Source organism: Streptomyces sp. YIM S03343 (assembly GCF_054729195.1).
Genome location: NZ_JBPUKX010000001.1, coordinates 5,011,734 through 5,036,972, shown reverse-complemented (window position 1 = coordinate 5,036,972; position 25,239 = coordinate 5,011,734). Strand labels below are relative to the sequence as shown.

Annotated in this window: 27 protein-coding genes; 12 read left to right on the top strand and 15 right to left on the bottom strand. The window is 70.0% G+C overall.

Features of this window, described 5'->3' with window-relative positions; genetic code table 11:
- Window positions 1-123: 123 nt before the first annotated feature.
- From rlmB to ACSYGN_RS21910, 5 genes are all read right to left on the bottom strand, one after another.
- Entirely contained in the window at window positions 124-1,065 is a 942-nt protein-coding gene (gene rlmB / locus ACSYGN_RS21930) for a 23S rRNA (guanosine(2251)-2'-O)-methyltransferase RlmB (protein WP_460398155.1), read from the bottom strand.
- A 74-nt stretch (window positions 1,066-1,139) separates the two neighbouring features.
- A complete protein-coding gene (gene cysS / locus ACSYGN_RS21925; protein WP_460398153.1) occupies window positions 1,140-2,540 on the bottom strand; it encodes a cysteine--tRNA ligase in 1,401 nt (466 codons plus the stop codon).
- Window positions 2,541-2,643: 103 nt separating this feature from the next.
- On the bottom strand, window positions 2,644-3,153 hold the full coding sequence (gene ispF, locus ACSYGN_RS21920) for a 2-C-methyl-D-erythritol 2,4-cyclodiphosphate synthase (RefSeq protein ID WP_460398151.1): 510 nt from the start codon (window positions 3,151-3,153) through the stop codon (window positions 2,644-2,646).
- The gene (gene ispD / locus ACSYGN_RS21915; RefSeq protein WP_460398149.1) at window positions 3,143-4,045 is read right to left on the bottom strand and encodes a 2-C-methyl-D-erythritol 4-phosphate cytidylyltransferase; all 903 of its coding nucleotides are present in this window, start codon (window positions 4,043-4,045) and stop codon (window positions 3,143-3,145) included. Before ispD ends, ispF begins: the two co-directional genes overlap by 11 nt.
- Before the next feature lie 389 nt (window positions 4,046-4,434).
- Window positions 4,435-4,917, bottom strand: a complete 483-nt coding sequence (locus tag ACSYGN_RS21910) for a CarD family transcriptional regulator (protein ID WP_003953493.1) — start codon at window positions 4,915-4,917, stop codon at window positions 4,435-4,437.
- A 666-nt stretch (window positions 4,918-5,583) separates the two neighbouring features.
- On the opposite strand from ACSYGN_RS21910, the gene ACSYGN_RS21905 reads away from it, so the two are divergent.
- Window positions 5,584-6,234, top strand: a complete 651-nt coding sequence (locus ACSYGN_RS21905) for a copper chaperone PCu(A)C (protein ID WP_460398147.1) — start codon at window positions 5,584-5,586, stop codon at window positions 6,232-6,234.
- 95 nt (window positions 6,235-6,329) lie between these two features.
- Here ACSYGN_RS21905 and ACSYGN_RS21900 read toward each other — a convergent pair whose 3' ends face one another.
- The gene (locus tag ACSYGN_RS21900; protein WP_010358452.1) at window positions 6,330-7,010 is read right to left on the bottom strand and encodes a response regulator transcription factor; all 681 of its coding nucleotides are present in this window, start codon (window positions 7,008-7,010) and stop codon (window positions 6,330-6,332) included.
- Entirely contained in the window at window positions 7,007-8,293 is a 1,287-nt protein-coding gene (locus ACSYGN_RS21895) for a sensor histidine kinase (protein WP_460398145.1), read from the bottom strand. The genes ACSYGN_RS21900 and ACSYGN_RS21895 overlap by 4 nt, the downstream gene beginning before the upstream one ends.
- Before the next feature lie 221 nt (window positions 8,294-8,514).
- On the opposite strand from ACSYGN_RS21895, the gene phoU reads away from it, so the two are divergent.
- From phoU to ACSYGN_RS21875, 4 genes are all read left to right on the top strand, one after another.
- Window positions 8,515-9,204, top strand: a complete 690-nt coding sequence (gene phoU, locus ACSYGN_RS21890) for a phosphate signaling complex protein PhoU (protein WP_460398143.1) — start codon at window positions 8,515-8,517, stop codon at window positions 9,202-9,204.
- A gap of 274 nt (window positions 9,205-9,478) precedes the next feature.
- The gene (locus tag ACSYGN_RS21885; RefSeq protein ID WP_460398141.1) at window positions 9,479-9,634 is read left to right on the top strand and encodes a hypothetical protein; all 156 of its coding nucleotides are present in this window, start codon (window positions 9,479-9,481) and stop codon (window positions 9,632-9,634) included.
- A gap of 327 nt (window positions 9,635-9,961) precedes the next feature.
- Window positions 9,962-10,573, top strand: coding sequence for a LuxR C-terminal-related transcriptional regulator (locus ACSYGN_RS21880; protein WP_460398139.1), 612 nt, complete (start codon window positions 9,962-9,964; stop codon window positions 10,571-10,573).
- A gap of 123 nt (window positions 10,574-10,696) precedes the next feature.
- Window positions 10,697-11,095 carry a hypothetical protein gene (locus tag ACSYGN_RS21875; protein ID WP_460398137.1) on the top strand — a complete coding sequence of 133 codons (399 nt, stop codon included), beginning with the start codon at window positions 10,697-10,699 and terminating at the stop codon, window positions 11,093-11,095.
- A gap of 99 nt (window positions 11,096-11,194) precedes the next feature.
- Here ACSYGN_RS21875 and ACSYGN_RS21870 read toward each other — a convergent pair whose 3' ends face one another.
- On the bottom strand, window positions 11,195-11,956 hold the full coding sequence (locus ACSYGN_RS21870; protein WP_460398135.1) for a phosphoglyceromutase: 762 nt from the start codon (window positions 11,954-11,956) through the stop codon (window positions 11,195-11,197).
- A gap of 207 nt (window positions 11,957-12,163) precedes the next feature.
- Between ACSYGN_RS21870 and ACSYGN_RS21865 the strand changes: the two genes are divergently transcribed.
- Window positions 12,164-13,453 (top strand): MDR family MFS transporter, encoded by a 1,290-nt coding sequence (locus ACSYGN_RS21865; protein ID WP_460398133.1) that lies wholly within the window; start codon window positions 12,164-12,166, stop codon window positions 13,451-13,453.
- An 18-nt stretch (window positions 13,454-13,471) separates the two neighbouring features.
- Here ACSYGN_RS21865 and ACSYGN_RS21860 read toward each other — a convergent pair whose 3' ends face one another.
- Window positions 13,472-13,939: a DUF2000 family protein gene (locus ACSYGN_RS21860; RefSeq protein WP_460403642.1), complete on the bottom strand. Its 468-nt coding sequence runs from the start codon at window positions 13,937-13,939 to the stop codon at window positions 13,472-13,474.
- A gap of 58 nt (window positions 13,940-13,997) precedes the next feature.
- On the opposite strand from ACSYGN_RS21860, the gene ACSYGN_RS21855 reads away from it, so the two are divergent.
- Window positions 13,998-14,798, top strand: coding sequence for a helix-turn-helix transcriptional regulator (locus ACSYGN_RS21855; RefSeq protein WP_460398131.1), 801 nt, complete (start codon window positions 13,998-14,000; stop codon window positions 14,796-14,798).
- 38 nt (window positions 14,799-14,836) lie between these two features.
- Here the strand turns inward: ACSYGN_RS21855 and ACSYGN_RS21850 are convergent, their stop codons facing one another.
- Together ACSYGN_RS21850 and mshA are read right to left on the bottom strand one after the other, a co-directional pair.
- Window positions 14,837-15,355, bottom strand: a complete 519-nt coding sequence (locus tag ACSYGN_RS21850; protein ID WP_460403640.1) for a type III secretion system chaperone family protein — start codon at window positions 15,353-15,355, stop codon at window positions 14,837-14,839.
- A 52-nt stretch (window positions 15,356-15,407) separates the two neighbouring features.
- Window positions 15,408-16,745, bottom strand: a complete 1,338-nt coding sequence (mshA, locus tag ACSYGN_RS21845; protein ID WP_460398129.1) for a D-inositol-3-phosphate glycosyltransferase — start codon at window positions 16,743-16,745, stop codon at window positions 15,408-15,410.
- A 320-nt stretch (window positions 16,746-17,065) separates the two neighbouring features.
- On the opposite strand from mshA, the gene ACSYGN_RS21840 reads away from it, so the two are divergent.
- The 3 genes from ACSYGN_RS21840 (at window position 17,066) to ACSYGN_RS21830 (ending at window position 21,042) form a co-directional block, all read left to right on the top strand.
- The gene (locus ACSYGN_RS21840; protein WP_460398127.1) at window positions 17,066-17,902 is read left to right on the top strand and encodes a class I SAM-dependent methyltransferase; all 837 of its coding nucleotides are present in this window, start codon (window positions 17,066-17,068) and stop codon (window positions 17,900-17,902) included.
- 236 nt (window positions 17,903-18,138) lie between these two features.
- The gene (locus ACSYGN_RS21835; RefSeq protein WP_460398125.1) at window positions 18,139-19,257 is read left to right on the top strand and encodes a C40 family peptidase; all 1,119 of its coding nucleotides are present in this window, start codon (window positions 18,139-18,141) and stop codon (window positions 19,255-19,257) included.
- 435 nt (window positions 19,258-19,692) lie between these two features.
- Window positions 19,693-21,042, top strand: a complete 1,350-nt coding sequence (locus tag ACSYGN_RS21830; protein ID WP_460398123.1) for a PP2C family protein-serine/threonine phosphatase — start codon at window positions 19,693-19,695, stop codon at window positions 21,040-21,042.
- 27 nt (window positions 21,043-21,069) lie between these two features.
- On the opposite strand, the gene ACSYGN_RS21825 is transcribed toward ACSYGN_RS21830, so the two are convergent.
- The 3 genes from ACSYGN_RS21825 to ACSYGN_RS21815 all read right to left on the bottom strand — a co-directional run bounded on the left by ACSYGN_RS21825 (window position 21,070) and on the right by ACSYGN_RS21815 (window position 22,709).
- On the bottom strand, window positions 21,070-21,426 hold the full coding sequence (locus ACSYGN_RS21825; RefSeq protein WP_460403638.1) for a DUF2516 family protein: 357 nt from the start codon (window positions 21,424-21,426) through the stop codon (window positions 21,070-21,072).
- A 100-nt stretch (window positions 21,427-21,526) separates the two neighbouring features.
- On the bottom strand, window positions 21,527-22,189 hold the full coding sequence (locus tag ACSYGN_RS21820; protein WP_460398121.1) for a hypothetical protein: 663 nt from the start codon (window positions 22,187-22,189) through the stop codon (window positions 21,527-21,529).
- Between the two features lie 76 nt (window positions 22,190-22,265).
- Entirely contained in the window at window positions 22,266-22,709 is a 444-nt protein-coding gene (locus ACSYGN_RS21815) for a helix-turn-helix domain-containing protein (RefSeq protein WP_460398119.1), read from the bottom strand.
- A 250-nt stretch (window positions 22,710-22,959) separates the two neighbouring features.
- Between ACSYGN_RS21815 and ACSYGN_RS21810 the strand changes: the two genes are divergently transcribed.
- Together ACSYGN_RS21810 and ACSYGN_RS21805 are read left to right on the top strand one after the other, a co-directional pair.
- Complete coding sequence (locus ACSYGN_RS21810) at window positions 22,960-23,358, top strand: hypothetical protein (protein ID WP_460398117.1); 399 nt, start codon at window positions 22,960-22,962, stop codon at window positions 23,356-23,358.
- A 12-nt stretch (window positions 23,359-23,370) separates the two neighbouring features.
- Window positions 23,371-24,623 (top strand): IS3 family transposase gene (locus ACSYGN_RS21805; protein ID WP_460398115.1). Its coding sequence is split into 2 segments (ribosomal slippage): window positions 23,371-23,653 and window positions 23,653-24,623, totalling 1,254 coding nucleotides; the frame shifts between segments, so codons are not numbered across the junction.
- A gap of 24 nt (window positions 24,624-24,647) precedes the next feature.
- On the opposite strand, the gene ACSYGN_RS21800 is transcribed toward ACSYGN_RS21805, so the two are convergent.
- Window positions 24,648-25,067, bottom strand: a complete 420-nt coding sequence (locus tag ACSYGN_RS21800) for a hypothetical protein (RefSeq protein ID WP_460398113.1) — start codon at window positions 25,065-25,067, stop codon at window positions 24,648-24,650.
- Between the last annotated feature and the right edge of the window lie 172 nt (window positions 25,068-25,239).

The following is a 25,239-nucleotide window of genomic DNA, read 5'->3' as shown; positions in this document are numbered from 1 at the left end:
TGTTCGACGCGGCTGACGGGGCGATCGGCCGACTCGCCGCTGCTGACGAGGAATCGGCCGACTCAACGCTGCTGACGGAGGATCGGCCGACACCCGGTCAGCTACGGCGTCGGCCGACGCGGGTCAGCTACGGCGACGCGACGCCTCGTAGAGCACGATCCCCGCCGCCACACCGGCGTTGAGCGACTCCGCGCCGCCCGGCATCGGGATCCGTACCCGGAAGTCGCAGGTCTCGCCGACGAGCCGGGACAGGCCCTTGCCCTCGCTGCCGACGACGATGACGACCGGCCCGGACAGGGCCTCCAGCGCGCCGAGTTCGGCCTCCCCGTCGGCGGCGAGCCCGACGACGACGATGCCCGCCTTCTTGTACGCCTCCAGGGCGCGCGTCAGGTTGGTGGCACGGGCGACCGGGGTGCGGGCGGCCGTACCGGCGGAGGTCTTCCAGGCGCCCGCGGTCATACCGGCGGCGCGCCGCTCGGGCACGACGACGCCGTGGCCGCCGAAGGCGGAGACGGAGCGGACGACGGCGCCGAGGTTGCGCGGGTCGGTGACCCCGTCGAGGGCGACGATCAGCGGGTCCTCGCCCTCGTCGTAGGCGGCGGCGGCGAGGTCCTCGGGGTGGGCGTACTCGTAGGGCGGGACCTGGAGGACCAGGCCCTGGTGGTTGAGGCCGTTCGTCATACGGTCGAGCTCGGGGCGGGGGGCCTCCATGAGGTTGATCCCGCCGCGCTCGGCGGCGAGCTGGAGGGCCTCACGGACGCGCTCGTCGTTGTCGATGAACTGCTGCACGTAGAGGGTGCTGGCGGGCACGCCCTCGCGCAGTGCCTCGACGACCGGGTTGCGGCCGACGACGAGTTCGGACGACGCCTTGCCGCCGCCCCGGCGCTGCGGCGGACGGCCCTGTGCGCGGCGGGTCTTCGAGGCGGCGGCACGTTGCTTGGCGTGGCCCTTGCGCATTTCGGCGGGCGGAGTGGGGCCCTTTCCTTCCAGGCCCCGGCGCCGCTGGCCGCCACTGCCGACCTGCGCGCCCTTCTTGCCGGACATGCGACGGTTGTTGGCGGCCATGATCTACCTGTCTGTCGGGGCTGAATGTCGAGGCTGTATGTCGTTTACGTGATGTCGTTTACGTGATGCCGGGTTCAGCGCGGGCCGAGGGTCCAGCGCGGGCCCTGCGGGCTGTCCTCGATGACGAGGCCGGACCGGCCCAGCTGGTCGCGGATGGCGTCCGCGGTGGCCCAGTCCTTGCGGGCGCGGGCGGACTCGCGCTGTTCGAGGACGAGTCCGATGAGACTGTCGACGACGCCGTGCAGATCCTCGCCGCGGGCGGTGCCCTCTCCGGACCAGGCGGGGTCGAGCGGGTCGAGGCCGAGGACGCCGAGCATGGCGCGCACCTCGGCAAGCCGGGCGACGGCGGTGTCCTTGTCGTCGGCGGCGAGGGCGCTGTTGCCCTGGCGGACGGTGGTGTGCACGACGGCGAGGGCCTGCGGGACGCCGAGGTCGTCGTCCATGGCCTCGGCGAAGGCGGGCGGCAGTTCGGCGGCGGGTTCGACGGGCCCGGCGGTCTCCACGACGCGCTGCATGAAGCCCTCGATCCGCGCGAACGCCGACTCGGCCTCGCGCAGGGACTCCTCGCTGTACTCGATCATCGAGCGGTAGTGCGGGGTGCCGAGGTAGTAGCGCAGCACGATGGGCCGCCAGGTCTTGACCATCTCCGAGACGAGGACGGAGTTGCCGAGCGACTTGGACATCTTGTCGCCGGCCATGGTCACCCAGGCGTTGTGCACCCAGTAGCGGGCGAACTCGTCGCCGTAGGCCTTGGCCTGGGCGATCTCGTTCTCATGGTGCGGGAAGATCAGATCGAGGCCGCCGCCGTGGATGTCGAAGGCGGAGCCGAGGTACTTGTGCGCCATGGCCGAGCACTCCAGGTGCCAGCCGGGGCGGCCCGGTCCCCAGGGGGTGGGCCAGGTGGGCTCGCCCGGCTTGGCGGACTTCCACATGGCGAAGTCACGCGGGTCGCGTTTGCCGGTCTCGCCGGTGCCGGAGGGCTGCTGGAGGTTGTCGAGCTCCTGCCGGGACAGTTCGAGGTAGCCGGGGAAGGAGCGCACGTCGAAGTAGACGTTGCCGTCGGCCTCGTAGGCGTGGCCGCGCTCGATGAGGCGCTGCATCATCTCGACCATCTCGGTCACATGGCCGGTCGCGCGGGGCTCGTAGCTGGGCGGCAGGCAGCCGAGCGCGCCGTACGCGTCGCTGAAGGCGCGCTCGTTCTGGTATCCGATCGCCCACCAAGGGCGCTTCTGCTCGGCCGACTTGGCGATGATCTTGTCGTCGATGTCGGTGACGTTGCGGACGAACGTCACCTCGTAGCCGCGGTGGGCGAACCAGCGGCGCATGATGTCGAAGTTGAGGCCCGAGCGGATGTGCCCGATGTGCGGTGCGGCCTGCACAGTGGCACCGCACAGGTAGATCGAGACACAGCCCGGCTTGAGCGGGGTGAAGTCACGGATCTGCCGGGCGCTGGTGTCGTACAGGCGAATGGTCACGCCTACCAGGGTAGTGGGAACCGGACAGTGCCTCGCGCCCCCTGTGGACAAGGGGCGCGCACTCGTGACGTTCACACCGCCCGGGCCCGCCGGGTCGGCCCGGTCAGGGGTGATCGGTGCGGATCACCAGCGCCGTAGCCATCGCCATCAGGCCCTCCCCGCGGCCCGGGAAGCCGAGGCCGTCGGTGGTGGCGCCGGAGACGGAGACGGGGGCGCCGACCGCCTCGGAGAGGATCTTCTGGGCCTCGTCCCGGCGCTTGCCGATCTTCGGGCGCGGGCCCACGACCTGTACGGCGACGTTCCCGATCCGGAACCCGGCCTCCCGCACGATCCGCGCAGCCTCGGTGAGGAGGGTGACGCCGGAGGCGCCGGACCACTCGGGCCGCCCGGTGCCGAAGTGCTGCCCGAGGTCACCGAGACCGGCGGCGGAGAACAGGGCGTTGCAGGCGGCGTGCGCGACGACGTCGGCGTCGGAGTGTCCGGCGAGGCCGGTGCCCTCGCCCTCCCACTTCAGCCCGGCGCACCACAGGTCCCGGCCTTCCTCGAAGGCGTGGATGTCGGTGCCGATGCCGACCTGCGGCAGCGGGAAGGAGAGAGGCTGCTCAGAAGCCATCGTTGAGCCTCCTGCGGGCGAGGACCGCCTCGGCGAGGACCAGGTCGAGGGGACGGGTGACCTTGAACGCCTCGGCGTGCCCGGGGACGACGACCACGCGTTCGCCGATGCGCTCGACCATGCCGGCGTCGTCGGTGACGTCGTCGGTCACGGTCTCGTGGGCACGGATCAGCGTCGTACGGTCGAAGCCCTGCGGGGTCTGCACGGCGCGCAGCCGGGCCCGTTCGGGGGTGGCGACGACGGGTTCGGGCCCGCCGGGGTGCTCGGCGGGTTCCACTTCCTTGACGGTGTCGGCGAGCGGCAGGGCCGGTACGACGGCCGGGGCGCCCTCGCGTACGGCGTCGATCACGGCGTCGACGGTGTCCACGGGGACGAGGGGGCGGGCCGCGTCGTGGACCAGGACGATGCCGTAGCCGGGCGGCAGTGCGTCCAGGCCGAGCTTGACCGATTCCTGGCGGGTGTCGCCGCCGGGGACGACGAGGATGTCGGTGCGCTCGGGCAGGGCGTGGGCGTCGAGGAGGGACTTGACCTCGGGGGTGCCGTCGGGCGGGGCGACGACGATGACGAGGGACACCGCGCGGGACGCGGCCATCGCCCGTACGGCGTGCACGAGCATGGGCGTGCCGCCGAGCGCGCGGAGCGCCTTGGGGGCACCCGGCCCGAGTCGTACGCCCCGGCCGGCGGCCGGGATCACCGCGGCGACGGCTGCCGCGGCGGCCTGGCCGGCGGGTGTCGCGGCGGCTTGCTCGGCGGGTGTCGCGGGGGCTCGCTCGGTGGGCGTCGCGGCGGCTTGCTCGGCGGGTGACGCGGACGGCTCTGGGGGCGGTGTGGCGGACGGTCCCGCAGCCCGCCCCGCGGACGGCGCCGGCGAAGGTCGCGAATCGTCAGACATCGGTTCCTGTCAGGTTTGTGTGCTCGGCCTACGTGGGTATGGCCTGGGAGGTACCCCCTGGTGCTGCTCGCAGAACCCGGGGGGCGTGTCGGGCACGACACCTTGACCGGCCCCTTCCGTGACACCGGTCAGTCACCGCCCGGGCCCGGCACGCCAAGTATTGAGCATCGGGGTTCTGTCTCGACAGTTCTCCCGCAGTTGTGCCGCAGTATCCCGCGGTCCTCCCGCGTTATCCCGCGGCTCTCCCGCGGCAGGGGCGTACGGCATCGGAAACGAACATGCCGCAGCGCCCGGCGACATCGGGGATGTCATCGGGCACCGCGGCATTTCAGTGTGCTGAGCGGGGCGCTGGGCGGAGCAGGGTTACTGCTGTGCTGCTGCTGTCCGCGTCAGGACGCGAGTACCTCGTCGAGCAGGGCCTCGGCCTTGTCCTCGTTCGTGTTCTCCGCGAGGGCGAGCTCGCTCACCAGGATCTGGCGGGCCTTGGCGAGCATGCGCTTCTCTCCCGCGGAGAGTCCGCGCTCGCGCTCACGACGCCACAGGTCGCGCACGACTTCCGCGACCTTGATGACATCGCCGGACGCAAGCTTCTCCAGATTTGCCTTGTAGCGACGCGACCAGTTCGTGGGCTCCTCGGCGTACGGAGCGCGCAGCACCTCGAAGACCCGGTCCAGCCCGTCCTGACCGACCACATCACGCACGCCGACGAACTCCGCATTGTCCGCTGGCACACGCACCGTCAGGTCACCCTGGGCGACCTTCAGCACCAAGTAGGTCTTGTCCACGCCTTTGATCTGGCGAGTTTCGATGGCCTCGATCAGCGCGGCCCCGTGATGGGGATAGACCACGGTGTCGCCAACCTTGAACGTCATGTGACAGGTACCCCTTCCGTGGCTATCCAGGGTAACACGGATACGGCGGCTTCTGAATGGCGTTTTCGCAGGTCAGGGCATATCTCGGGGCTTGACAACAGCAACAGGAACGTGCTGCGCGGGGCGAGCGGAAGCAGGTATTCGCAGGTCGGAGCGGCTGTGCGGGGGAAGTGAAACGCGTACGTTACACACATCCGGGGCCCCTCCCAAGCGGACGAACGTCCACATATGTCTGGTTCCACACACTCGACTTCCGCTACTCCGTTCGGTGCCGCGAGGACGGGTACCGGCCGAATCCGGAATTGATCACACGGTCACCGAACGGGCCTGTTCGACGACCGGGTGATCAATTATTGGGACGCCCTCGCATTCTTTACGCAGAAAATGTGCGCGCCGGTACCTCGCTATCCACCAGAGGCTTATGTGAATGACAGACGAGCGTGCGTCGAGAGTGCTGAGAGTGCCGGGAGTGACTGAAGGTATGGGCCCCGCCACCTCCGCCGTCCCGCCGTCCCGCCGTCCACCGTCCACCGGAGGAACCGCCGCAGTGAGGGAGGGTCGGGTGAGGCGGCCCGGGAACGGCTCGGTAACCTGAGGCCGCTGAGAAGACCTTTGGGCACCTCAAAAGGACGAGTTGCCCCTTGCGTTCAAGGAGTTGCCGCCGCCGTGAGCAGCAGCCTTCGACGCGGCGCCCTCGCCGCCTCCGTCATCGCGTTCTCCGTCGCCTCGCTCGCCGCCTGCGGTGCCGGCAACAACAGCCAGACACTGCAGATCACCCCGGACAACGCGGCCACCACTGTCGGCACCATCAAGATCCAGAACGCCACCGTCATCACCCAGCCCGACGGCGGCGCGAGCGGCGGCCCGGCCGTGATCTCCGCGACGCTCTTCAACACCGGCACCACGGCCCAGACGCTGGACTCGGTGGCCGTCGACGGCGACGGGTCCGCCGAGCTCTCCCCCGCGGGAGGCAAGGGCAAGGTGACCGTCCCGGCCGGCGGCTCCGTCATCCTCGGCGGCAAGGGCAACGCGGCCGCCGCACTGGCCTCACCGGGTGCGAACGTCCAGGACGGCAACGCGCAGAAGGTCACCTTCACCTTCAGCGAGACCGGCGCGGTGAGCCTGCGCGCGTTCGTCGTACCGGCGGAGTCGTACTTCACCAAGTGGGGCCCGAGCACCATCCCTACGCCGACCGCCACTGCCACTGCCACTGCCACGCGGACTGCGACCCCGGCGGGCTCCGCGACCGGCTCGGCGTCCCCGGGCACGACGGCGTCCGGTTCGGCGACGGCGACCGCGACGGCCTCGGGGCAGTAGGCGTCGTAGCGGCACACGTAGGAGTCATAGGCACACGGCTGAAGGGCGGGGCCCTATGGGTTCCCGCCCTTCAGCCAGTCTCTGTCGCCTACGGTTTACGGCTCGAACTTGTAGCCCAGCCCCCGCACCGTCACCAGATACCGCGGCGCCCCCGGGTCCGGCTCGATCTTGGCGCGCAGCCGCTTGACGTGCACGTCGAGGGTCTTGGTGTCGCCCACGTAGTCGGCGCCCCAGACGCGGTCGATGAGCTGCATCCGGGTCAGCACACGGCCGGCGTTGCGCAGCAGCATCTCCAGGAGGTCGAACTCCTTGAGCGGGAGGTCGACCTTGGAACCGGAGACGGTGACGACATGCCGGTCGACGTCCATCCGGACCGGACCCGCCTCCAGCGCGGCCGGGGTGACCTCCTCCGGCTCGCCGCGGCGGCGCAGCACGGCACGGATACGCGCGACCAGTTCGCGCGACGAGAACGGCTTGGTGACGTAGTCGTCGGCTCCTATTTCCAGGCCGACGACCTTGTCGATCTCGCTGTCCTTGGCCGTGACCATGATGACGGGCACGTTGGAACGGCCGCGCAGCTGGCGGCACACCTCCGTGCCGGGCAGCCCCGGCAGCATCAGGTCGAGGAGGACGAGGTCGGCGCCGTTGCGCTCGAACTCGTCGAGGCCGTCGGGCCCGGTGGCCGCTACGGCGACCTCGAAGCCCTCCTTGCGGAGCATGTACGACAGAGCGTCGGAGAAGGACTCCTCGTCCTCGACGACGAGCACTCGGGTCACGGAAGGACCTCCGGGGCGGGAAGCGTTTCGTACGCGGTTGACTCGGGGGATGGGGTGAGGGTGGAACGGGCGAGAGGCCCGGCCCCGGCGTCCTCGGCATCGAGGGCCGGGTGCTGACGCGCGCGGGCGCGGGCCGCGCCCGCCTCCGGCAGCCTCAGAGTGAACGTGGAGCCCTGTCCCTCGGAGCTCCACACCGTGACCTCCCCGCCGTGCGAGGCGGCCACGTGCTTGACGATCGCCAGCCCGAGGCCGGTGCCCCCGGTGGCCCGGGAGCGCGCCGGGTCGACCCGGTAGAAGCGCTCGAATATGCGCTCCTTGTCCTTGTCGGTGATGCCGATGCCCTGGTCGGTGACGGCGATCTCGATGAGGTCTCCGCCGGACGCGGACAGCCGGCGGGCGGCTATGCCGACGCGGGTGCGGGCGGGCGAATAGTTGACGGCGTTCTCGACAAGGTTGCCGAGGGCGGCGGCGAGCTGACCGCGGTTGCCGTAGACATGCAGGTCGGCGGTGCCGCCGGCGGCCATGGTGATCTGCTTGGTGCCGGCGGCGTGTCGGCAGCGGTCGATGGCCTCGGCGACGAGTTCGTCGACGCGGACCGGCTCGGCGTCCTCGAGGGGGTCGTCGTTCTGGACCCGGGAGAGGTCGATGAGCTCCTGCACAAGATTGGTGAGCCGGGTGGCCTCGATCTGCATGCGCCCGGCGAAGCGCTGTACGGCCTCGGGGTCGTCGGAGGCGTCCATTACCGCCTCGGAGAGCAGGGAGAGGGCGCCGACGGGGGTCTTCAGCTCATGGCTGACGTTGGCGACGAAGTCGCGTCGTACGGCCTCGATACGGCGGGCCTCGGTGAGGTCCTCGACGAGCAGGAGGACGAGCCGGGAGCCGAGCGGCGCGACCCGCGCGGAGACCGCGAGGGCCTCACCGCGCCCGGTGCCGCGCCGGGGCAGATCCAGCTCGACCTGGCGTATCTCCCCGTCGCGCCGGGTGTCCCGGGCCATCTGCAGCATGGGGTCGACGGCGAGCTTGCCGCCGCGGACCAGCCCGAGGGCGTACGCGGCGGAGCTGGCCTTGACGACGGTGTCGGCCTCGTCGAGGACGACGGCCGAGCTGCGCAGCACGGAGAGCACGGTGTCGACGCCGGGCGGGAGCACCGGGTCGGTGTGCAGTGATGTCCTGGTAGGGCGTTTCTGGTCGCGTTCGCTCCAGCGGAACGCCAGCATGGCGATGACACCGGTGAGCACCCCGGCGATCGCTGCCGCTGCGGCGACTGCCGCGTTCACGTCCATGGAAACAGGTTAGGCATGCGGTACCTCCTGGCCACAGCCATCGAGGGGAGAGCAAGACCACTCGTCGCCCAGAGTTCACCTTGGAGCCAGTATTGGTTCATTTGCGGTGGCGGAAACGGACGCGTACGGGCCGGAACGTGGAAGCGTGGGGTTCGCACCGCCGGTTTTACGACAGGCTTCTGGCCCCGGAACCCCCTGGCAGAGTAAGAGAGGGACCCCTGATGCGGGACGCGTACCACGAGGAACTGGACTCGATCGGCGACAGCCTGGTCGACATGGCCCGGCTCGTCGGGTCGGCGATCGGGCGCGCCACCACGGCGATCCTCGACTCCGACCTCAAGCTGGCCGAGAGCGTCATCGAGGCCGACAAGAAGGTCGATGAGCTGCACCACGAGCTGGAGGCGCGGGCGATAACCCTGCTCGCCCGACAGCAGCCGGTCGCCACCGACCTGCGGATCGTGGTGACGTCGCTGCGTATGTCGGCCGACCTGGAGCGCTCGGGCGACCTCGCCCAGCATGTGGCGAAGCTCGCACGGCTGCGCTTCCCGGACCGGGCCGTCCCGCAGGACCTGCACGCGACGATCCTGGAGATGGGTCAGCTCGCGCAGCGCCTGATGGCGAAGGCCGCGGAGTGCATCATCACGAAGGACGTCGACCTGGCCCTCCAGCTGGAGACGGACGACGACGCGATGGACCTCCTGCACCGCACGCTCTTCCAGCACCTGATCGACGAGCGCTGGAAGCACGGCATCGAGACGGCCGTGGACGTCACCCTGCTCGGCCGCTACTACGAGCGCTTCGCCGACCACGCGGTGGCGGTGGCGAAGCGCGTGGTGTTCCTGGTCACGGGCGAACACGCGGACGAGATCCAGCCGGAGATCCAGCCGACGACAGACATCGACGGCGCCTGAGGGTCCGTACCCCGGCAGCCGGCAGGGGAGCGCCGGGGGTACGGACCCTGGCCCGGACCCGGCGTGGAGGGGGCCTCCGTACGGTCCGCACCCGGCGCGAGGGGTGCCGCCCTCGGCGCGCACAAGCCTCCGTGCGCCGTTGATGCGCTGCCCGCGGCGGGCATGCAATGGGCAGAGGATCAGACGGGCATCTTCGTCATCCCGTCACGATCCCCGTCACACCGGCTCCCGGCCTCCAGGACGGCTGGAGGACGAAGGAGGACCAGGAGGACCCATGGCCGAAACCCCCACCACCACGCCGGACCCCACCCAGGAACTCCCGACCGACCAGCCGGCCGAGATCAAGAGCCTCCCGCTCTTCGGCGCCTGCGGCTGCGGCTCGGGCTGCACCTGCGGCTGCCAGTCGGGCGGCCCCTGCCAGTGCGGCTGACCCCCGCACTCCGACGCACGACAGGTCGCGGCTGACCCCCGCACTGCGACGCACGACAGGTCCTGAGGGCCCCCGGGCGGGATCAGATCCCAGAGATCGGATCCCGCCCGGGGGCCTTTGACGCGGCCCTGCGGTTCGGGGCGGGACGGCGAGACCGTGCGCATCTCCTGGCGTCGCCCAGGCGGGTCAGTCCGCCGTGCCGGAGGTGCCGCTGCCACCGATGCTGAGGACGGACGTGTCCGTCCAGGCATGTCACCCAGGCGCGTCACCCCGGCCTGTCACCCCGGCCTGTCACCGAGGCGTGGGAATTCGAGAGCGGAGATGCCGATGAGCGGTCGCGCCGGGCTTGTGCGGATCGCGGTCATCGGGGACTGTCCCGTCTTCCGGCACGGTGTCTCGCAGCTCATCGGCACCGCTCCCGATCTTCACCTGGTCGCGGCAGCGCCGTCGATCGAGATCGCGGACGGCAGCCTGCGCGGCGCGGAAGTGGTGCTGATGGACTTTCAGCAGTCCGGCCCGAGCCTGACCGCGACCGTGACGAAGCTTCGGAAGCGGGGGCATGCCGTCCTCGTCGTGTCGGCCTCTCCGCAGATCGACGTCGTCCAGGTGATCCAGGCGGGCGCCAGCGGCTATCTGAGCCGGCAGGCGGAGGCGGACGAGGTGCTGAGGGCGATCCGGACCGTGGGCTCCGGCCTCAGCTATGTGTCCGCACCGGCCAGCCATCTGGTGAAGCAACTCCCCAGTTTCACGGAACGGGAGCAGGAAATCCTGCGGCTTCTCGCCAATGGTTCGACGGATCACGAAATCGCCGTCGAATTGGGAATCAGCAAGCACACCGTCCATTCGCACCTCGACCGCATCGGCGAGAAGACGGGCTCGCGACGCCGACCCGACCTCACCCGTATCGCCATCGAGCAGGGGCTCACCGGCCGCGAATAGGGACCGCCGCGGGTAGTCCGTGGGTAGTTCTGCCCCGCAGGTGGTGGGTAATCATTGCCCTTGACCCATACATGCCGAAGCAACACCTTGGAGGAGGACCGCTTCTCGAAGCAAGGAGAAGTCATGCGCAATCGCCTCGCAATCCTCACCGCCGCAGTGGTGCTGCCCCTGACCGGAGCGACCTCGCTGGCGGTGGCCGGTCAGGCAGGAGCCGCCCCTCCCCCTGGCAACGTCACTCTCTTCGGAACCGTCGACGACTGCGACGACAATTCCTCTCCCACCCAGGTGACGATCAAGGCAACCACCTCGGCCGGCGTCATCGAGACCAAGACCGACAATTCACTTGCCGGGACCAACAACTCGTACTCGGTCACCTTCAAGAAGATTCCCAAGACGGGTGCAACGGGCAAGGCGACCGTGACCTGCGAGAGCGACGACACGTACAAGCCGAAGCAGTTCACCATCAAGGGCGCGCCCACCTCCGACCCCGTGAAGCAGAAGCAGAATTTCGAGCCGCAGTAAGTAGTTCCGGTCCGCGGACGGGCGTAACCGCCGGTCCCGGGCCGTGAAAATGCCTCCCATCCGCGCCGTTCGCGCGAATGGGAGGCATGATCGAGTTCCCTACTTCTTCTTGCCCTGGTTCTTGACCGCCTCGATGGCGGCCGCCGCGGCCTCCGGGTCGAGGTACTTGCCGCCCGGGGTGAGCGGCTTGAAGTCGGCGTCGAGCTCGTAGTACAGCGGGATGCCCGTCGGGATGTTCAGGCCCGCGATGTCGGCGTCGGAGATGCCGTCCAGGTGCTTGACCAGCGCGCGGAGGCTGTTGCCGTGGGCGGCGACGAGGACCGTGCGGCCGGCCAGCAGGTCCGGGACGATGCCGTCGTACCAGTACGGGAGCATCCGGATGACGACGTCCTTCAGGCACTCCGTCTTCGGGCGCAGCTCCGGCGGGATGGACGCGTAGCGCGGGTCGTCCGACTGGGAGAACTCCGTGCCGTCCTCGAGCGCCGGCGGCGGGGTGTCGTAGGAGCGGCGCCACAGCATGAACTGCTCCTCGCCGAACTCCGCGAGGGTCTGCGCCTTGTCCTTGCCCTGGAGGGCGCCGTAGTGGCGCTCGTTCAGGCGCCAGGTGCGGTGGACCGGGATCCAGTGGCGGTCCGCGGACTCCAGCGCGAGCTGCGCGGTGCGGATCGCGCGCTTCTGCAGGGAGGTGTGCACCACCTCGGGCAGCAGGCCGGCCTCCTTCAGCAGCTCACCGCCACGGACCGCCTCCTTCTCGCCCTTCTCGTTCAGGTTGACGTCCACCCATCCGGTGAACAGGTTCTTCGCGTTCCATTCGCTCTCGCCGTGGCGGAGGAGGATCAGCTTGTACGGTGCTTCGGCCATGCGTATGAGACTAATCCAAGGTTTTGATACTTGACGCCTCCAACGGTGATACGGGCATATCGGACACCTTGCGTTCATCCGGCAGCCTTCAGCGGTCGGCCGCGGTTTATTCGGTGGCTTCGCCTCCCCTTCGGCTTGTAAGTTGCCCTCGCGTTGATCAGTACTTACATCAGTGCTTACGTCAGTACGTACATCCGTGGGGGTTCTGTGTCCGTCGGCAAGGTCGGCCGTGCTGTCCGGGAGACCGTCTCGGGGCTGCCCCGGGAGTTCTGGTGGCTGTGGACCAGCACCCTGGTCAACCGGCTCGGTGCCTTCGTCGCCACCTTCATGGCGCTGTATCTCACCCTCGACCGCGGCTACTCCGCCTCCTACGCCGGTCTCGTCGCCTCCCTCCACGGTCTCGGCGGTGTCGTCTCCTCCCTCGGCGCCGGAGTCATGGCCGACCGGCTCGGGCGGCGGCCCACCCTGCTGCTGGCCCAGTCCTCCACCGCCGTCTCCGTCGCCGTGCTCGGCTTCATGCAGGACCCCGTGGCCATCGCCGCCGTCGCCTTCCTCGTCGGCATGGCCAGCAACGCCTCCCGGCCCGCCGTCCAGGCGATGATCGCCGACGTCGTACCGCCCGCCGAACGGGTGCGCGCCTTCTCCCTCAACTACTGGGCCATCAACCTCGGTTTCGCCGTCTCCTCCAGCGCCGCCGGATTCATCGCCGAGTTCAGCTACCTCGCCGGCTTCCTCATCGAGGCCGGGATGACCTTGCTCTGCGCTGTCGTCGTCTTCCTCCGGGTCCCCGAGTCCCGGCCCACCACGGCCGGCAGCGGCGCGCAGGAAGGCGACCCCGGTGTCGGGCTTCTCACAGTGCTGCGCGACCGGCGCTACATGGGCGTCGTCGGGCTGTCCTTCCTGGTCGCCCTCGTCTTCCAGCAAGGTCTCGTCGGACTGCCCGTCGCCATGGGGCGCGCCGGGTTCAGTCCCGCCGACTACGGCCTCGCCATCGCCCTCAACGGGGTCCTCATCGTCGCCCTCCAGATACCTCTCACCCGTCTCATCGAGCACCGCGAACCCGGGCGGCTCCTCGTCGTCTCGGCCCTCCTCGCCGGGTACGGCTTCGGGCTCACCGGCATCGCGGGGTCCGCCGGGTCCGTCGCCGCGATCGCCCTCACCGTCTGCGTGTGGACGCTCGGCGAGATGATCAACGCGCCCACCCAGACCGGTCTCGTCGTACGGCTGTCCCCGGTCCACGGACGCGGGCGCTACCAGGGCGTCTACACCCTCTCCTGGGCCCTCGCCGCCCTCGTCGCCCCGCTGATGTCCGGTCTCGTCATCGACCGGCTCGGGGCCGGCTGGCTGTGGGGGCTGTGCGCCCTCGTGGGGACGGCCGCCGCGCTCGGCTACGGCCTTCTCGTGCGGCGGACGGAAGGGAGCGGGGAGCTTGCGGAGCAGTCGCCGTCCGGGGGCTCCTCCTCGGTCGGGGTGGAGAAGGAGATCGGGACCTCCTGACCTGACCAGGAGAGACGGTCACGGGTGCATCCTCGCGCCCTTCAGCACCTTGTCCACCGCGTTCCTCGGCCCGTACACCGCGAGCCCCACCAGATCCAGCTCCGCCGTCGGCACCGCCCGCACCGCCGCCCGGTTGTCCCCGTCGTGACCCGTGGCGAACAGGTCGGACGTGAACAGGGCGCGCGGCAGGGCACGGGACAGGGCGCGGGAGTGGGCCGCGGTCAGGGTCTCCTTCGAGCCCTCGAAGACCAGCACCGGCTGCCGGAACATCGGCAGGTACGGCACCCCGTCGCCGTCCTCGTACGGCTCCCCGATCACCTCGGGGAGCTGAGTGCCCAGGCCGCTGACCAGGAACGCCGTCACGTTCAGCCGCTGCCAGGGCTCCAGGTCGGCGCGCAGCAGCACGGCGATCTTCGTGTCGAAGCGGACGGGCGGGAGAGGAGCCGGGAGGGAAGCGGGTGTGGAGCCAGCAGTCGTCAAGGGCATCGCGTTCATGCAGTGAGACTGCCGAACAGCCCGCCGCCCGGTCTTGTACGTTCTTTGCATGGCCGCTCGGCGTGACGTCACCGCCTGGCGCCCGCGCGTCCCGGGCGTCACCGAGGTGTTCCACGCCCATTTCACCGAGTACGCCTATCCCATGCACGTCCACGAGGCCTGGACGCTGCTCATCGTCGACGACGGCGCCGTACGGTACGACCTGGACCGCCACGAGCACGGCACCCCGCACGACACGGTGTCGCTGCTGCCGCCGCACGTCCCCCACAACGGTTCCCCCGCCACCCCGCACGGCTTCCGCAAACGCGTCCTGTACCTCGACTCCACCCACCTCGACGACACCCTCATCGGCCCCGCCGTCGACGGCCCCGACCTGCGCGACCCGCTGCTGCGCCGCCGGGTCGGCCAGGTGCACGCCGCGCTGGCGCATCCCGGCGACGAGTTGGAGGCCGAGAGCCGGCTGACGCTCGTCGGGGAGCGGCTGCGCGCGTATCTGCGGCCACGGCTCGGCACCGGGGCGGGCGAGCGCCGTGACCCCGTCCTCGCCCGGCAGTTGCGCGAGCTCCTCGACGAGCGGCTCGTCCAAGGCCTCACCCTTGAGGGCGCCGCCGCGCTGCTGTACGCCCATCCCGCCCATCTGGTACGGGCGTTCACGCAGGCCTACGGCATCGCCCCGCACCAGTACCTGACGTCACGCCGTGTGAACAGCGCCCGCCGGCTGCTGCTCGACGGACTCGCCCCGGGCGATGTCGCCGCCGCAACCGGGTTCTACGACCAGTCCCATCTCACCCGGCACTTCAGGAAGTTGGTCGGGGTGACACCGGGTCGGTACCGGGTGGCGGCCACCTAGAGCCTCAACAGCCCATCGCCCCGATGGCCCAACTGCCCTCACTCGCTCGGGCGCTGGATCAAATTCGTGAACGCATCCAGGTTCCGCGTCGATTCGCCCCGGGACACCCGCCACGCGTACTCCTTGCGGATCGCGGTGGCGAAGCCGAGTTCGAGGAGGGTGTTGAAGGCGCCGTCCGCCGCCTCCAGCACCTGGCCGAGCAGCCGGTCGACGCCGTCGGGGGTGACGGCGGCCAGCGGGAGCTTGCCGGTGACGTAGATGTCGCCGAGCGGGTCGACGGCGTAACTCACGCCGTACAGCTTGAGGTTGCGCTCCAGCAGCCAGCGGTGGACGCCCGCCTCGTTCTCGTCGGGGTGACGGACGACGAAGGCGTTGAGGGACAGGGTGTGGCGGCCGACGAGGAGGGAGGCCGTCGTCGACAGCTTGCGGGTGCCGGGGAGTTTGACGACGTAGTGGCCCGACTCCGGGGATTCCCAGTCGAGTTCGGTGTCCTTCAGGATGTGCTCGACGACCTGTTTGGCCTGCCGCTGCTGCGGGGTGTCGTTCGGGTCGTCCATCCGGCTCCGGTCCCTGACCACTATGTCACCCATGTTACTCATGTCACTCGTGTCACCCATGGTGGGAGCGTACGCGACGGCGGTGGGCGTGCGTCGCCGCCGAGTAGACGTCCGCCGTGGCCACGGCCGCGGTGTCCCAGCCGAAGGACTGGGCGTGCCGGGCGGCGGCGACGCCCATGCGGGCGGTGAGCTCCGGGTCGTCGGCGAGGCGGCCCAGCGCCCGGGCGTACGACACCGGGGCGTGCCCCTGCACCAGGAACCCGGTCTCCCCGTCCCGTACGGCCACCGGCAGCCCGCCGACCGCCGCAGCGAGCACCGGCGTACCGGACGCCTGCGCCTCTATGGCGACCAGGCCGAAGGACTCGCTGTACGACGGCATCACCAGCACGGACGCGGCCCGGAACCAGTCGGCGAGCCGCTCCTGGCCGACGGGCGGTTGGAACCGTACGACATCGGCGACGCCCAGCCGCGCCGCCAGCTTCTGGAGCCCCTCGGGCCGGGCGAGCCCGCTGCCGCTGGGGCCGCCGACGACCGGTACGACGATGCGGGAGCGCAGTTCGGGACGCTCGTCGAGGAGAACGGCGATCGCCCGCAGCAGCACATCAGGGGCCTTGAGGGGCTGGATGCGCCCGGCGAAGAGCGGGATCAGGGCGTCCTGCGGGAGGCCGAGGCGGGCGCGGGCTGCGGCGCGGCCGTCGGCGGGGCGGAAGCGTTCGAGGTTGACGCCGGGGTGGACGACGGCGACCTTCGCGGGGTCGGCGGCGTAGTGGCGTACCAACTCGTCCGCCTCCTCGACGGTGTTGGCGATGAGCCGGTCGGCCGCCGCGACGATCTGGGTCTCGCCGATGACCCGGGCGGGCGGCTCGGGGGTGTCGCCGTCGGCGAGGTTGGCGTTCTTGACCTTGGCCATGGTGTGCATGGCGTGGACGAGGGGGACGCCCCAGCGCTGGGCGGCGAGCCAGCCGACGTGGCCGGAGAGCCAGTAGTGCGAGTGGACGAGGTCGTAGTGGCCGGGGCGGTGTTCCGCCCATGCCTGCATCACACCGTGGGTGAAGGCGCAGAGCTGGGCGGGGAGCTCCTCCTTGGCGAGGCCCTCGTAGGGTCCCGCGTCGACGTGCCGGACGAGCACGCCGGGGGCCAGTTCGACGGCGGGCGGGAGGGCGGCGGCGGTGGCCCGGGTGAAGATCTCGACCTCGATGCCGATCGCGGCGAGGCGCTGCGCGAGTTCGACGATGTAGACGTTCATGCCCCCGGCGTCGCCGGTGCCGGGCTGGTGGAGCGGTGAGGTGTGCACGGAGAGCATGGCGACGCGCCGGGGTCGGCGGTGCAGCCTGAGCCGCGGGGGAGCCGCCGGTGAGCGACGCCCGAGCCTGCTGACGTACTGGCTCACGTTGGCGGTCCTCCTTGCTGCGGGCACGGCGGCGGGAGGGGCTCCCGGTCCCTCCGGGGGATGCAACGCCGGACGGGGCGATTCCATTTCCGGGGCGTTTCGGGGGGTGGAGACTTTGCCGAATCATTACCGGGCGGGGCTCAACCGGGGGGTGGGGGCGCCCAGCCCGCGGGCAGTCGTGCCGCTGGGGCGGCGCGGGTGGGCGCGGGCGGCACCCCGTCAGCGCCGGGTTGCGCGCTCCCTCCCCGTCCCGCCCCAGCCCCAGCCCCGACATAGTGGCCCGAGCAACGCCGTACGCCCGCCCGCATACCCTCGTACACATGACACCCCGCGCAGCGACCCTCCCCCACTCTCGGCTTCGCTCGAGCGGGGGCACCCCCGTCGTGGGAACGGTGACGCGCGGGACCACCAACCCCAACCGCCTACGCCGCATGGACCGCTGGATCACCGCCGTGCACGGCACCACCCTGCGCCGCGCCCCGGACCCCGTCGCCGTGGACCTCGGCTACGGCGCGGCCCCCTGGACGGCGGTCGAACTCCTCACCCGCCTGCGGACCGTCGCACCGCACACCCGCATGGTCGGCGTGGAGATCGAACCGGCGCGGGTGGCGGCGGCGAGGCCGTACGAGCGCGACGGGCTGGTCTTCCGGCACGGCGGCTTCGAAGTCCCGGTCTCCGGGCGCCCCCTGCTGATCCGCGCCGCCAATGTGCTGCGCCAGTACGACGAGAGCGAGGTCGCAGGGGTGTGGGCGCGGCTGTGCGGACGGCTGGCGCCGGGCGGGCTGCTGGTGGAAGGGACGTGCGACGAGATCGGGCGGCGGCACGTCTGGGTCGCCCTGGGCCCGGAGGGGCCGCGCACGGTCACCCTCGCGACCCGTCTCGGCTCCCTGGAGCGGCCGTCCGACCTGGCCGAACGGCTGCCGAAGGCGCTGATCCACCGCAATGTCCCCGGTGAGCCGGTGCACAGCTTCCTGCGGGACTTCGACCGCGCCTGGGCGGCCGCCGCGCCGTACGCCTCCTACGGCGCCCGCCAGCGCTGGATCCGCGCCGTGCGGGACCTCTCGGCGGACTGGCCGGTGCGGAACGGGGCGGGCCGCTGGCGGCAGGGGGAAGTCACGGTGGCGTGGGAGGCGTTGGCGCCGCGGTGGGAGGCATGACGGAGCGCGCCGCTGGCACGCAGGAACCGCACACCGGCCGCTGACCTGCGGGGAACGATCTCGCTGAGTCGTTCGTCACATAGGCATGGAGATCGTCTTGCGGGGGCGAGAAGGAGGGAATTCCCGGAAACGACCCGGGAACGACATCTACGACCCCTGTCGCTTTGCGGCACGGCATGGCACGATCCCCGGGGTATCCGTAAGTTACTGACGGTAAATCACATGGGGGCAGGGGTATGGGGACGGGCAAGCGTGGTCTGCTCGCGGCTGCAGTGGCCGTGGTCTGCGCGGTCACCGTGCTGGGTGCGTCCGGTACGGCGTTCGCGGCGAGCCCGGCGCCGACAGACACACCGTCGCCGTCCGCGTCTACGTCCGCGCCTGCGTCCGCATCCCCGGCAGCCGGGGCGACCGTGTCGAACAAGGACCTGGAGGTCGTGCGGAAGAAGCTGGACGGGCTCTATCACGCGGCGGCCGTCGCCACCGACGAGTACAACGCCGCCCAGGAGCAGGCCGACCAGCAGTCCGCGCAGATCGTCGAGCTGGCCAAGCAGATCGTCAAGGGCGAGGAGAGGCTGGCCGATCTGAAGGACCGGGCGGGCGCCGAGGCCCGCGCCCAGTACCGCAGCGGCGGGCTGCCGCCCGAGGCGCAGCTGATGCTGAGCGACGATCCGCAGGACTTCCTCGACGGGGCGGGCCGGGTGCTCCAGGGCGAGCACGCCACCAAGGGCCTGCTCGACGAACTGACCCGCACCCAGCAGGACCTGAAGCAGTACGCCGCCGACGCCTCGGCCCAGTGGCAGAAGCTGGACGCCAGCCGGAAGGCCAAGGCCGCCGCGAAGAAGAAGATCGAGCAGCAGGTCAAAGCCGCCGAACAGCTGGAGTCCCGGCTGGAGAAAGAGGAGAAGGAGCGCCTGGCGAAGCTGGAGCAGGAGGCCGCCGACAAGGCGCAGACGGCGTGGCTGGGCTCCGGCGTCCTCAAGGACATCACGGGCAAAGCGTCCGAACAGGACAAGAAGGCCGTGGAGTTCGCTACGAAGCAGCTGGGCAAACCCTATGTGTGGGGCGCCGAGGGCCCGGACTCCTACGACTGCTCCGGGCTGACCTCACAGGGCTGGGCGGCCGCCGGGCACCCGATCCCGCGTACCTCGCAGGAGCAGTGGAAGCAGCTGAAGCACGTCGACGTCAAGGACATGCGTCCCGGTGACCTGATCATCTACTTCGACGACGCCAGCCATGTGGCGATGTACATAGGTGACGGCGCCATCATCCATGCCCCGCGCCCCGGACGGACGGTGACGATCGCGGGGGCGGGCTCGATGCCGATCCTGGGAGTGGTCCGGCCGGACGCGAGCTGACGCGGGGCGCGGCGCCGCAGGGGTGGCGCCGAAAGGGCGGCACCGTGGGGGTGGAGCCGCAGGGGTGGAGCCGCAGGGGCGCCGGTGACGGGAACCACGCGACGCACGCCACGCGAGGCACGCCGCTCGACGCACGCCACACCACGCACCCCCACGACCTGCACCAAGACGGGCACCGCGACCGCCATGTGAGCAACCGCACCCCGACGCCCCCTCAAACCCCCGGCAAACCCCAGCCCGACGTGACCTTCGTCATCCTGGTCCAGCCCCCGTCTTCCCCAACTGCCGTACAAGCAGCGGCATATGACAGATGACACCTGCCAGGCGACCCATCTCACACCATTCCATTACCGCCTCATCAACCGCTATGGTCCCCGTCGGTGGCACGAGACCCCTCGCCCACCGCGCCCTCGGGGGGAGGGAAGGAACAACACGATGCCCGTACCCGTACCGCGGCAGAGAGCGATCCCGGCCGTGGAAAGCGGTCCGGCGCAGACCACCACTGCGGTCCGCAACGCCTCCGCAGGAGGGGGCCCCTCCACGGGAGACACCCGACTCAAGGACGAAACGGTCGAGAACACCCGCATCGCTCTGACGCTGCTGCTGATCGAGGACGATCCCGGCGGCTCACCGGTCGTGCCCGAACTGGTCGACCCGGCCGGCCGCCCCATGCGTATCCGCACCGCCCGTAATCTCACCGAGGCCGAGCGGCTGCTGACCGACGACGTCCACTGCATCCTGCTGGACCTCGCGCTGAGCGAGAACACGGGCGGCGGCGCGAGCGAGACCACGGACGACGGCAAGGGCGACGACGACGAACTCGCCGTACTCCGTCAGGTCCTCGAACTGGCCCCCCGGCACGCCGTGCTCGCGCTCACCGCGTCCGGCGACGCCGAGCGCGGGGCCAAGGCGGTGCGTGTGGGCGCCCAGGACTATCTCTTCCGTGACGAGCTGGACGGGCGTCTGCTGAGCCGGGCGATTCGTTACGCGGTGGAGCGGAAACGTTCCGACACGGCCGAGCGGCGGCTCGCCGAGGGCCGGCTGCGCGCCCAGGAGAACCGCCGGCTGGAGCGCGGCCTGCTGCCGACGCCGCTGCTGGAGGGCTCCTCGCTGCGCTTCGCCGCCCGCTACCGCCCCGGCCGCTCCCGTGCACTGCTGGGCGGCGACTTCTACGACACCGTGCGCACACCCGACGGCACCGTGCACGCGATGATCGGCGACGTCTGCGGCCACGGCCCGGACGAGGCGGCGCTCGGCGTGGAGCTGCGCATCGCGTGGCGGGCGCTGACACTGGCGGGGCTGTGCGGCGACGAGCTGCTGAAGACGCTCCAGCAGGTGCTGGAGCACGAGCGTTCCGACGAGGAGATCTTCGCGACCGTCTGCACGGTGGACATCACCCCGGACGGCCGCCGAGCGGGCCTGTGCCTGGCCGGCCACCCGGCACCGCTGATCGCCCGCCCCGGGCGCGTGGCGGAGCTGCTGCCGTACGAGAACAACGGCCCCGCGCTCGGCCTGCTGCCCGGCGCGCGCTGGCCGCGGATGCAGGTGGAGCTGGGGGCCGAGTGGAGCCTGATGCTCTACACCGACGGCCTGATCGAGGGCCGGGTCGGCGCGACCGGGGAGCGGCTGGGCCAGGACGGCATGGTGGCGATGGTGCGCCGCCTGCTCGCCGAGGGCCGGAAGGGCGAGGAACTGCTGCGCGCCGCCGTACAGGAGGTCCGCGAACTCAACGGCGGCGAGCTGACCGACGACGTGGCGGTCCTGCTACTGGACCGCACGCGCTGACGCGGCGGAGCGGCCTCCCGTCCCCCCTCACCGTCCTCCGTTGTACGGCCCGTAGGGGCCGTCGCTGCTGCTGCCGCCGCGGCGACGGCCCCAGCCGCCTCCCCCGCCCCCGCCGCCGATCTGCTTGAGGGCGGGCCGGACATCGACGATGTACACGATGCTCGCGACCGCACCGACGATGGGCAGGATCGACAGGACCGAGAGGAATGTGCTCACCGCGAGGGCGAGGCCCAGGACGATCAGCCAGAACACCTTGTTCTGCTTGTCGGCCGCCCGGAAGGCGTCCTCGCGCCGGAAGGCGGCGTCGAACAGCCCGAACGCGGCGAGTCCCATGAGCAGGATCTGCAAGAGCCACAGGAACCCAGAGAAGCCCACCATCAGCATGCCGTCCACCGCCCGTTCTCTCCGACTCGTACGCGTTTCACCGTACTCGTACAACGGGCCGGACACCCGAGAGGTGCCCGGCCCGATGCATCATTGACCGTCACTTGGCGGGAGGCGTGGTCTTCCGGGTGGCGGTCTTGCGGGTGGAGGCCTTCTTGGCGGCCGGCTTCTTGGCCGCGGCGGCCTCGGGCTCGGCGGCGGCCGGCTTGGTCTCCTCCTCGACCACGACGGCCTCGGCCTCGGCCTTGGGCGCGGGCTCGCCCTCGACGGCGATGGCCAGGTCCTCGATGTCCTCGGCGGCCTGGCCGCGCCAGGTGCGCACGGCCTGCTCGCCGTGCTCGGCGACCTTCTCGTAGGTCTCGCGGGCCTTGACGGCGTACTCGGCGGCCACGCCGACACCGCGCAGGGCGAGGTCCTGGGCGGACTCACCGAACTTCTTGAGGTCGGCGTCGAGGGTGGTGCCGAGTTTCTTCAGGTCGCCGTCGAGGCTGCTGAGGAACTCGTTGACCTTGGCCTGCAGCGACTCCTGGGTCTCCTTGGCCTTCGCACCGGCCTCCTTGGCGCGGGCGGCGGCCTTCTCCTGCACGGCCTTGGGGTCGGTGTTGCGCACGGCCTCGATACGGGCCGGGGCGTCGGCGCGCAGCTGCTCGACCAGGCCGGGGACCTTCTTGGCCTCCTGAAGGGCCAGGTCGGCGGCGCCGGCGGCGAAGTAGAGCGGAGTAGGGTTGCCGAAGGTCTTGCGCAGTTCGTCGGTGATGGCCATGGTGATGGTCCTCCCGGATTCGTTCTCGTCTGGGGTCAATGGGGTCCGCAGCCGGACGGCCGGCACCTTGCCGGGTTCAACTGGCCGTCTGCTGCGGACCGGAGCCGGTTCCGCTGTCGCTGCCGTCTTCCGGAACATCCACCGCACCGCCTCCCTCTTCGCTTCCGGTCCCGAACCCGTTCTCCTTGCGGAAGGACTCGTAGATCTGGAGCAGCACCTGCTTCTGGCGCTCGTGCAGCGTGGGATCGGCGAGGATGACGGCGCGTGTCTCCACCTCGTCCCGGTCCCGCTCGGCATCGAGGATGCCGGCGCGCACGTACAGCGTCTCGGCGGAGATCCGCAGCGCCTTGGCGACCTGCTGGAGCACCTCCGCGCTCGGCTTGCGCAGCCCGCGCTCGATCTGGCTCAGATACGGATTGGACACCCCGGCGGCATCGGCAAGCTGCCTGAGCGACAGCTGCGCATTGCGCCGCTGCTCACGCAGATACTCACCGAGATTGCCGACGTTGAGCGATGCCATACCTCCACTGTGCCCCCGCTTGCTAACTATTGCAAGCACCCCGCTTGCAATAGTGCGCCGTGTCACTGCCGGCGGGCAGGTGAAGCAGTCGTGTCCTGTTGTCCGTTCCTGGTGAATGTGATCAGCTCCCGCTCATTCTGATCAGCGATGTGATCAAGTCCCGCTGGATCTGATCGAGAGCAGTGGGCACCGTCATCCGGGGGTGTGAAACGGCCCCTTCCCGGGCATCGCCGCCGGGAGGATGCTCGGCATGACGACACATGAGCCGTACCCGGCCGATACTCTCTGGACCTTCCGCAGCCGCCAGAGCCAGCATGAGCGGAGCATCCCTCTGCGCCTCTCCTGGGAAGTAGCTGGGGATCCGATCACCGACGAATACACCCCGGATGAGACCAGCGCACAGGCCTTGTGGGACATGTGGTTCCCGCGATACGGCAAGGAGGGGCCTGCGCAGATCTACTGGTTCATCATGGGAGAGGGCACCTTTGAGGGGGCCCCCTTCAGCAACAACATCGGTACTGGCGAGGACTTCTTGACGTACTTCTCCTGGCCGGTGAACGCACTTACCGGAGAGCGTTTGAACTGGATGCGGCTCCCGGTGCAGGACAAGTTGAACCGTTCCGGGTTCGGTGGGGACTCGATCGTTTGAGAGGATCGAGTCATGGCACGTCCTTCCCAGTACCCGCTTGAGCTGCGCCGTCGTGCGGTGCGGATGGTCGCCGAGGTGCGACCCGACTACGACACCGAGTGGGCCGCGATGAAAGCGGTCGCCCAGAAGCTCGGCATCGGCACGACCGAGACGCTGCGCAAGTGGGTGCGGCAGGACCAGATCGACGCCGGGACCCGTCCGGGCACGACGAGCGAGGAGTCTGCCGAGCTGAAGCGGCTGAAGAAGGAGAACGCCGAGCTGAAGCGGGCCAACGACATCCTCAAGGCCGCAGCGTCTTTCTTCGCTGCCGAGCTCGACCGGCCACACACACGCTCGTAGCGTTCATCGACGAGCACCGGGACCGCTTCGGCGGCGTCGAGCCGATCTGCCGGGTCCTCACCGACCACGACTGCAGGATCGCCCCGTCCACCTACTACGCCCACCACAAACGCCGGGCCTCTCCCGCTGCCCGCACCGTGCGGGACGCCGAGCTGAAGGAGCACATCAGCAAGGTCTTCGAGTCCAACTACCGTGTATACGGAGCGAGGAAGATCTGGCGGGAGCTGAACCGGCAGGGACATGCGGTGGCACGTTGCACCGTCGAACGTCTGATGCGCGAGCTCGGCATCTGCGGCGCCGTCCGCGGCCGGCGTGTGATCACCACGCTGCCCGGGGGGCAGGTCGAGCGGGCCCCGGACCTCGTCGACCGCGACTTCGTCGCCGGTGCCCCGAACCGGTGCTGGGTCGCGGACTTCACCCACGTGAAGACCTGGGCGGGTGTCGTCTACGTCGCCTTCGTCGTGGACACCTTCTCCCGCCGGATCGTCGGCTGGTCCGCTGCCACCGTGAAGGAGACGGTCTTCGTGCTGGACGCCCTGGAGATGGCGCTCTGGCAACGCGACCGCGACCAACACCCGGTCCAGCCAGGCAAGTTGATACATCATTCGGATGCCGGGTCGCAGTACACGAGCTTCCGGCTTGCCGACCATCTGGAGGCTGCCGGCATCGCCGCATCCATCGGATCGGTCGGCGACGCCTACGACAACGCCCTGATGGAGAGCACGATCGGCCTGTTCAAGACCGAACTGATCAAGCCCCAGCGGCCGTGGAAGACGCTGTCCGACGTCGAACTCGCCACCGCCGAGTACGTCGACTGGTACAACCACCGACGACTCCACGGTGAGATAGGCCACGTCCCGCCGGTCGAATACGAGAACAACCACTACCTCGTAACCACGAAACCCCAGGTCACAACCAACATCTGAGATCTCTACCGAACCCGGAACGGTTCAAGTCGTATGCTTCGCGCTGGTTCCGAGACTCCCGGTTCGGCGCTGGCATCTCGCCTGCGGGTCGCCACACCACTTCGACCTGTGTCGCAGGATCGGCCTGCGGATACTGCGGGCCGTCGTATGGGCAACGATGAACGCAAGCTGGCGGGTGGCTTGGTTACGCGCCCAGCGTGCTCCCTGGACAAGGCGCCGACCGTAGTCGTCGGCGCCACATAGGTACGTCGGGTCGTTGTCTCGCATGTGCTCCTCGAGCGAACACGCCCAGAACAAGCATTCCGTCGCGGAGGCAAGGGCGGCGAAGCCGTCGTCGCGCTCGGTGACCCGTGTCGCATCCCGCAGGAACCGCTGCACAGCCTGGTAGTAGCCGATCATCGCCGCGCCCAGCATCTCTGGGTCCGGCTGGAAGGTACTGGTCACGTCACAGCCTCTTGTCGAGTGCGAGGCATAACGGGTCAGGATGCACTCCAAGGCTGAAAAAGGCGAGGGATTTCGCCTGCCTCAGTGCTGAGCCGACAGCCGTGCCCGCGATCACTCAGATGAGGGGTTGACCTACAGGCAGGAGGACCTCTCCGAAGTTTCCGCCACTCAG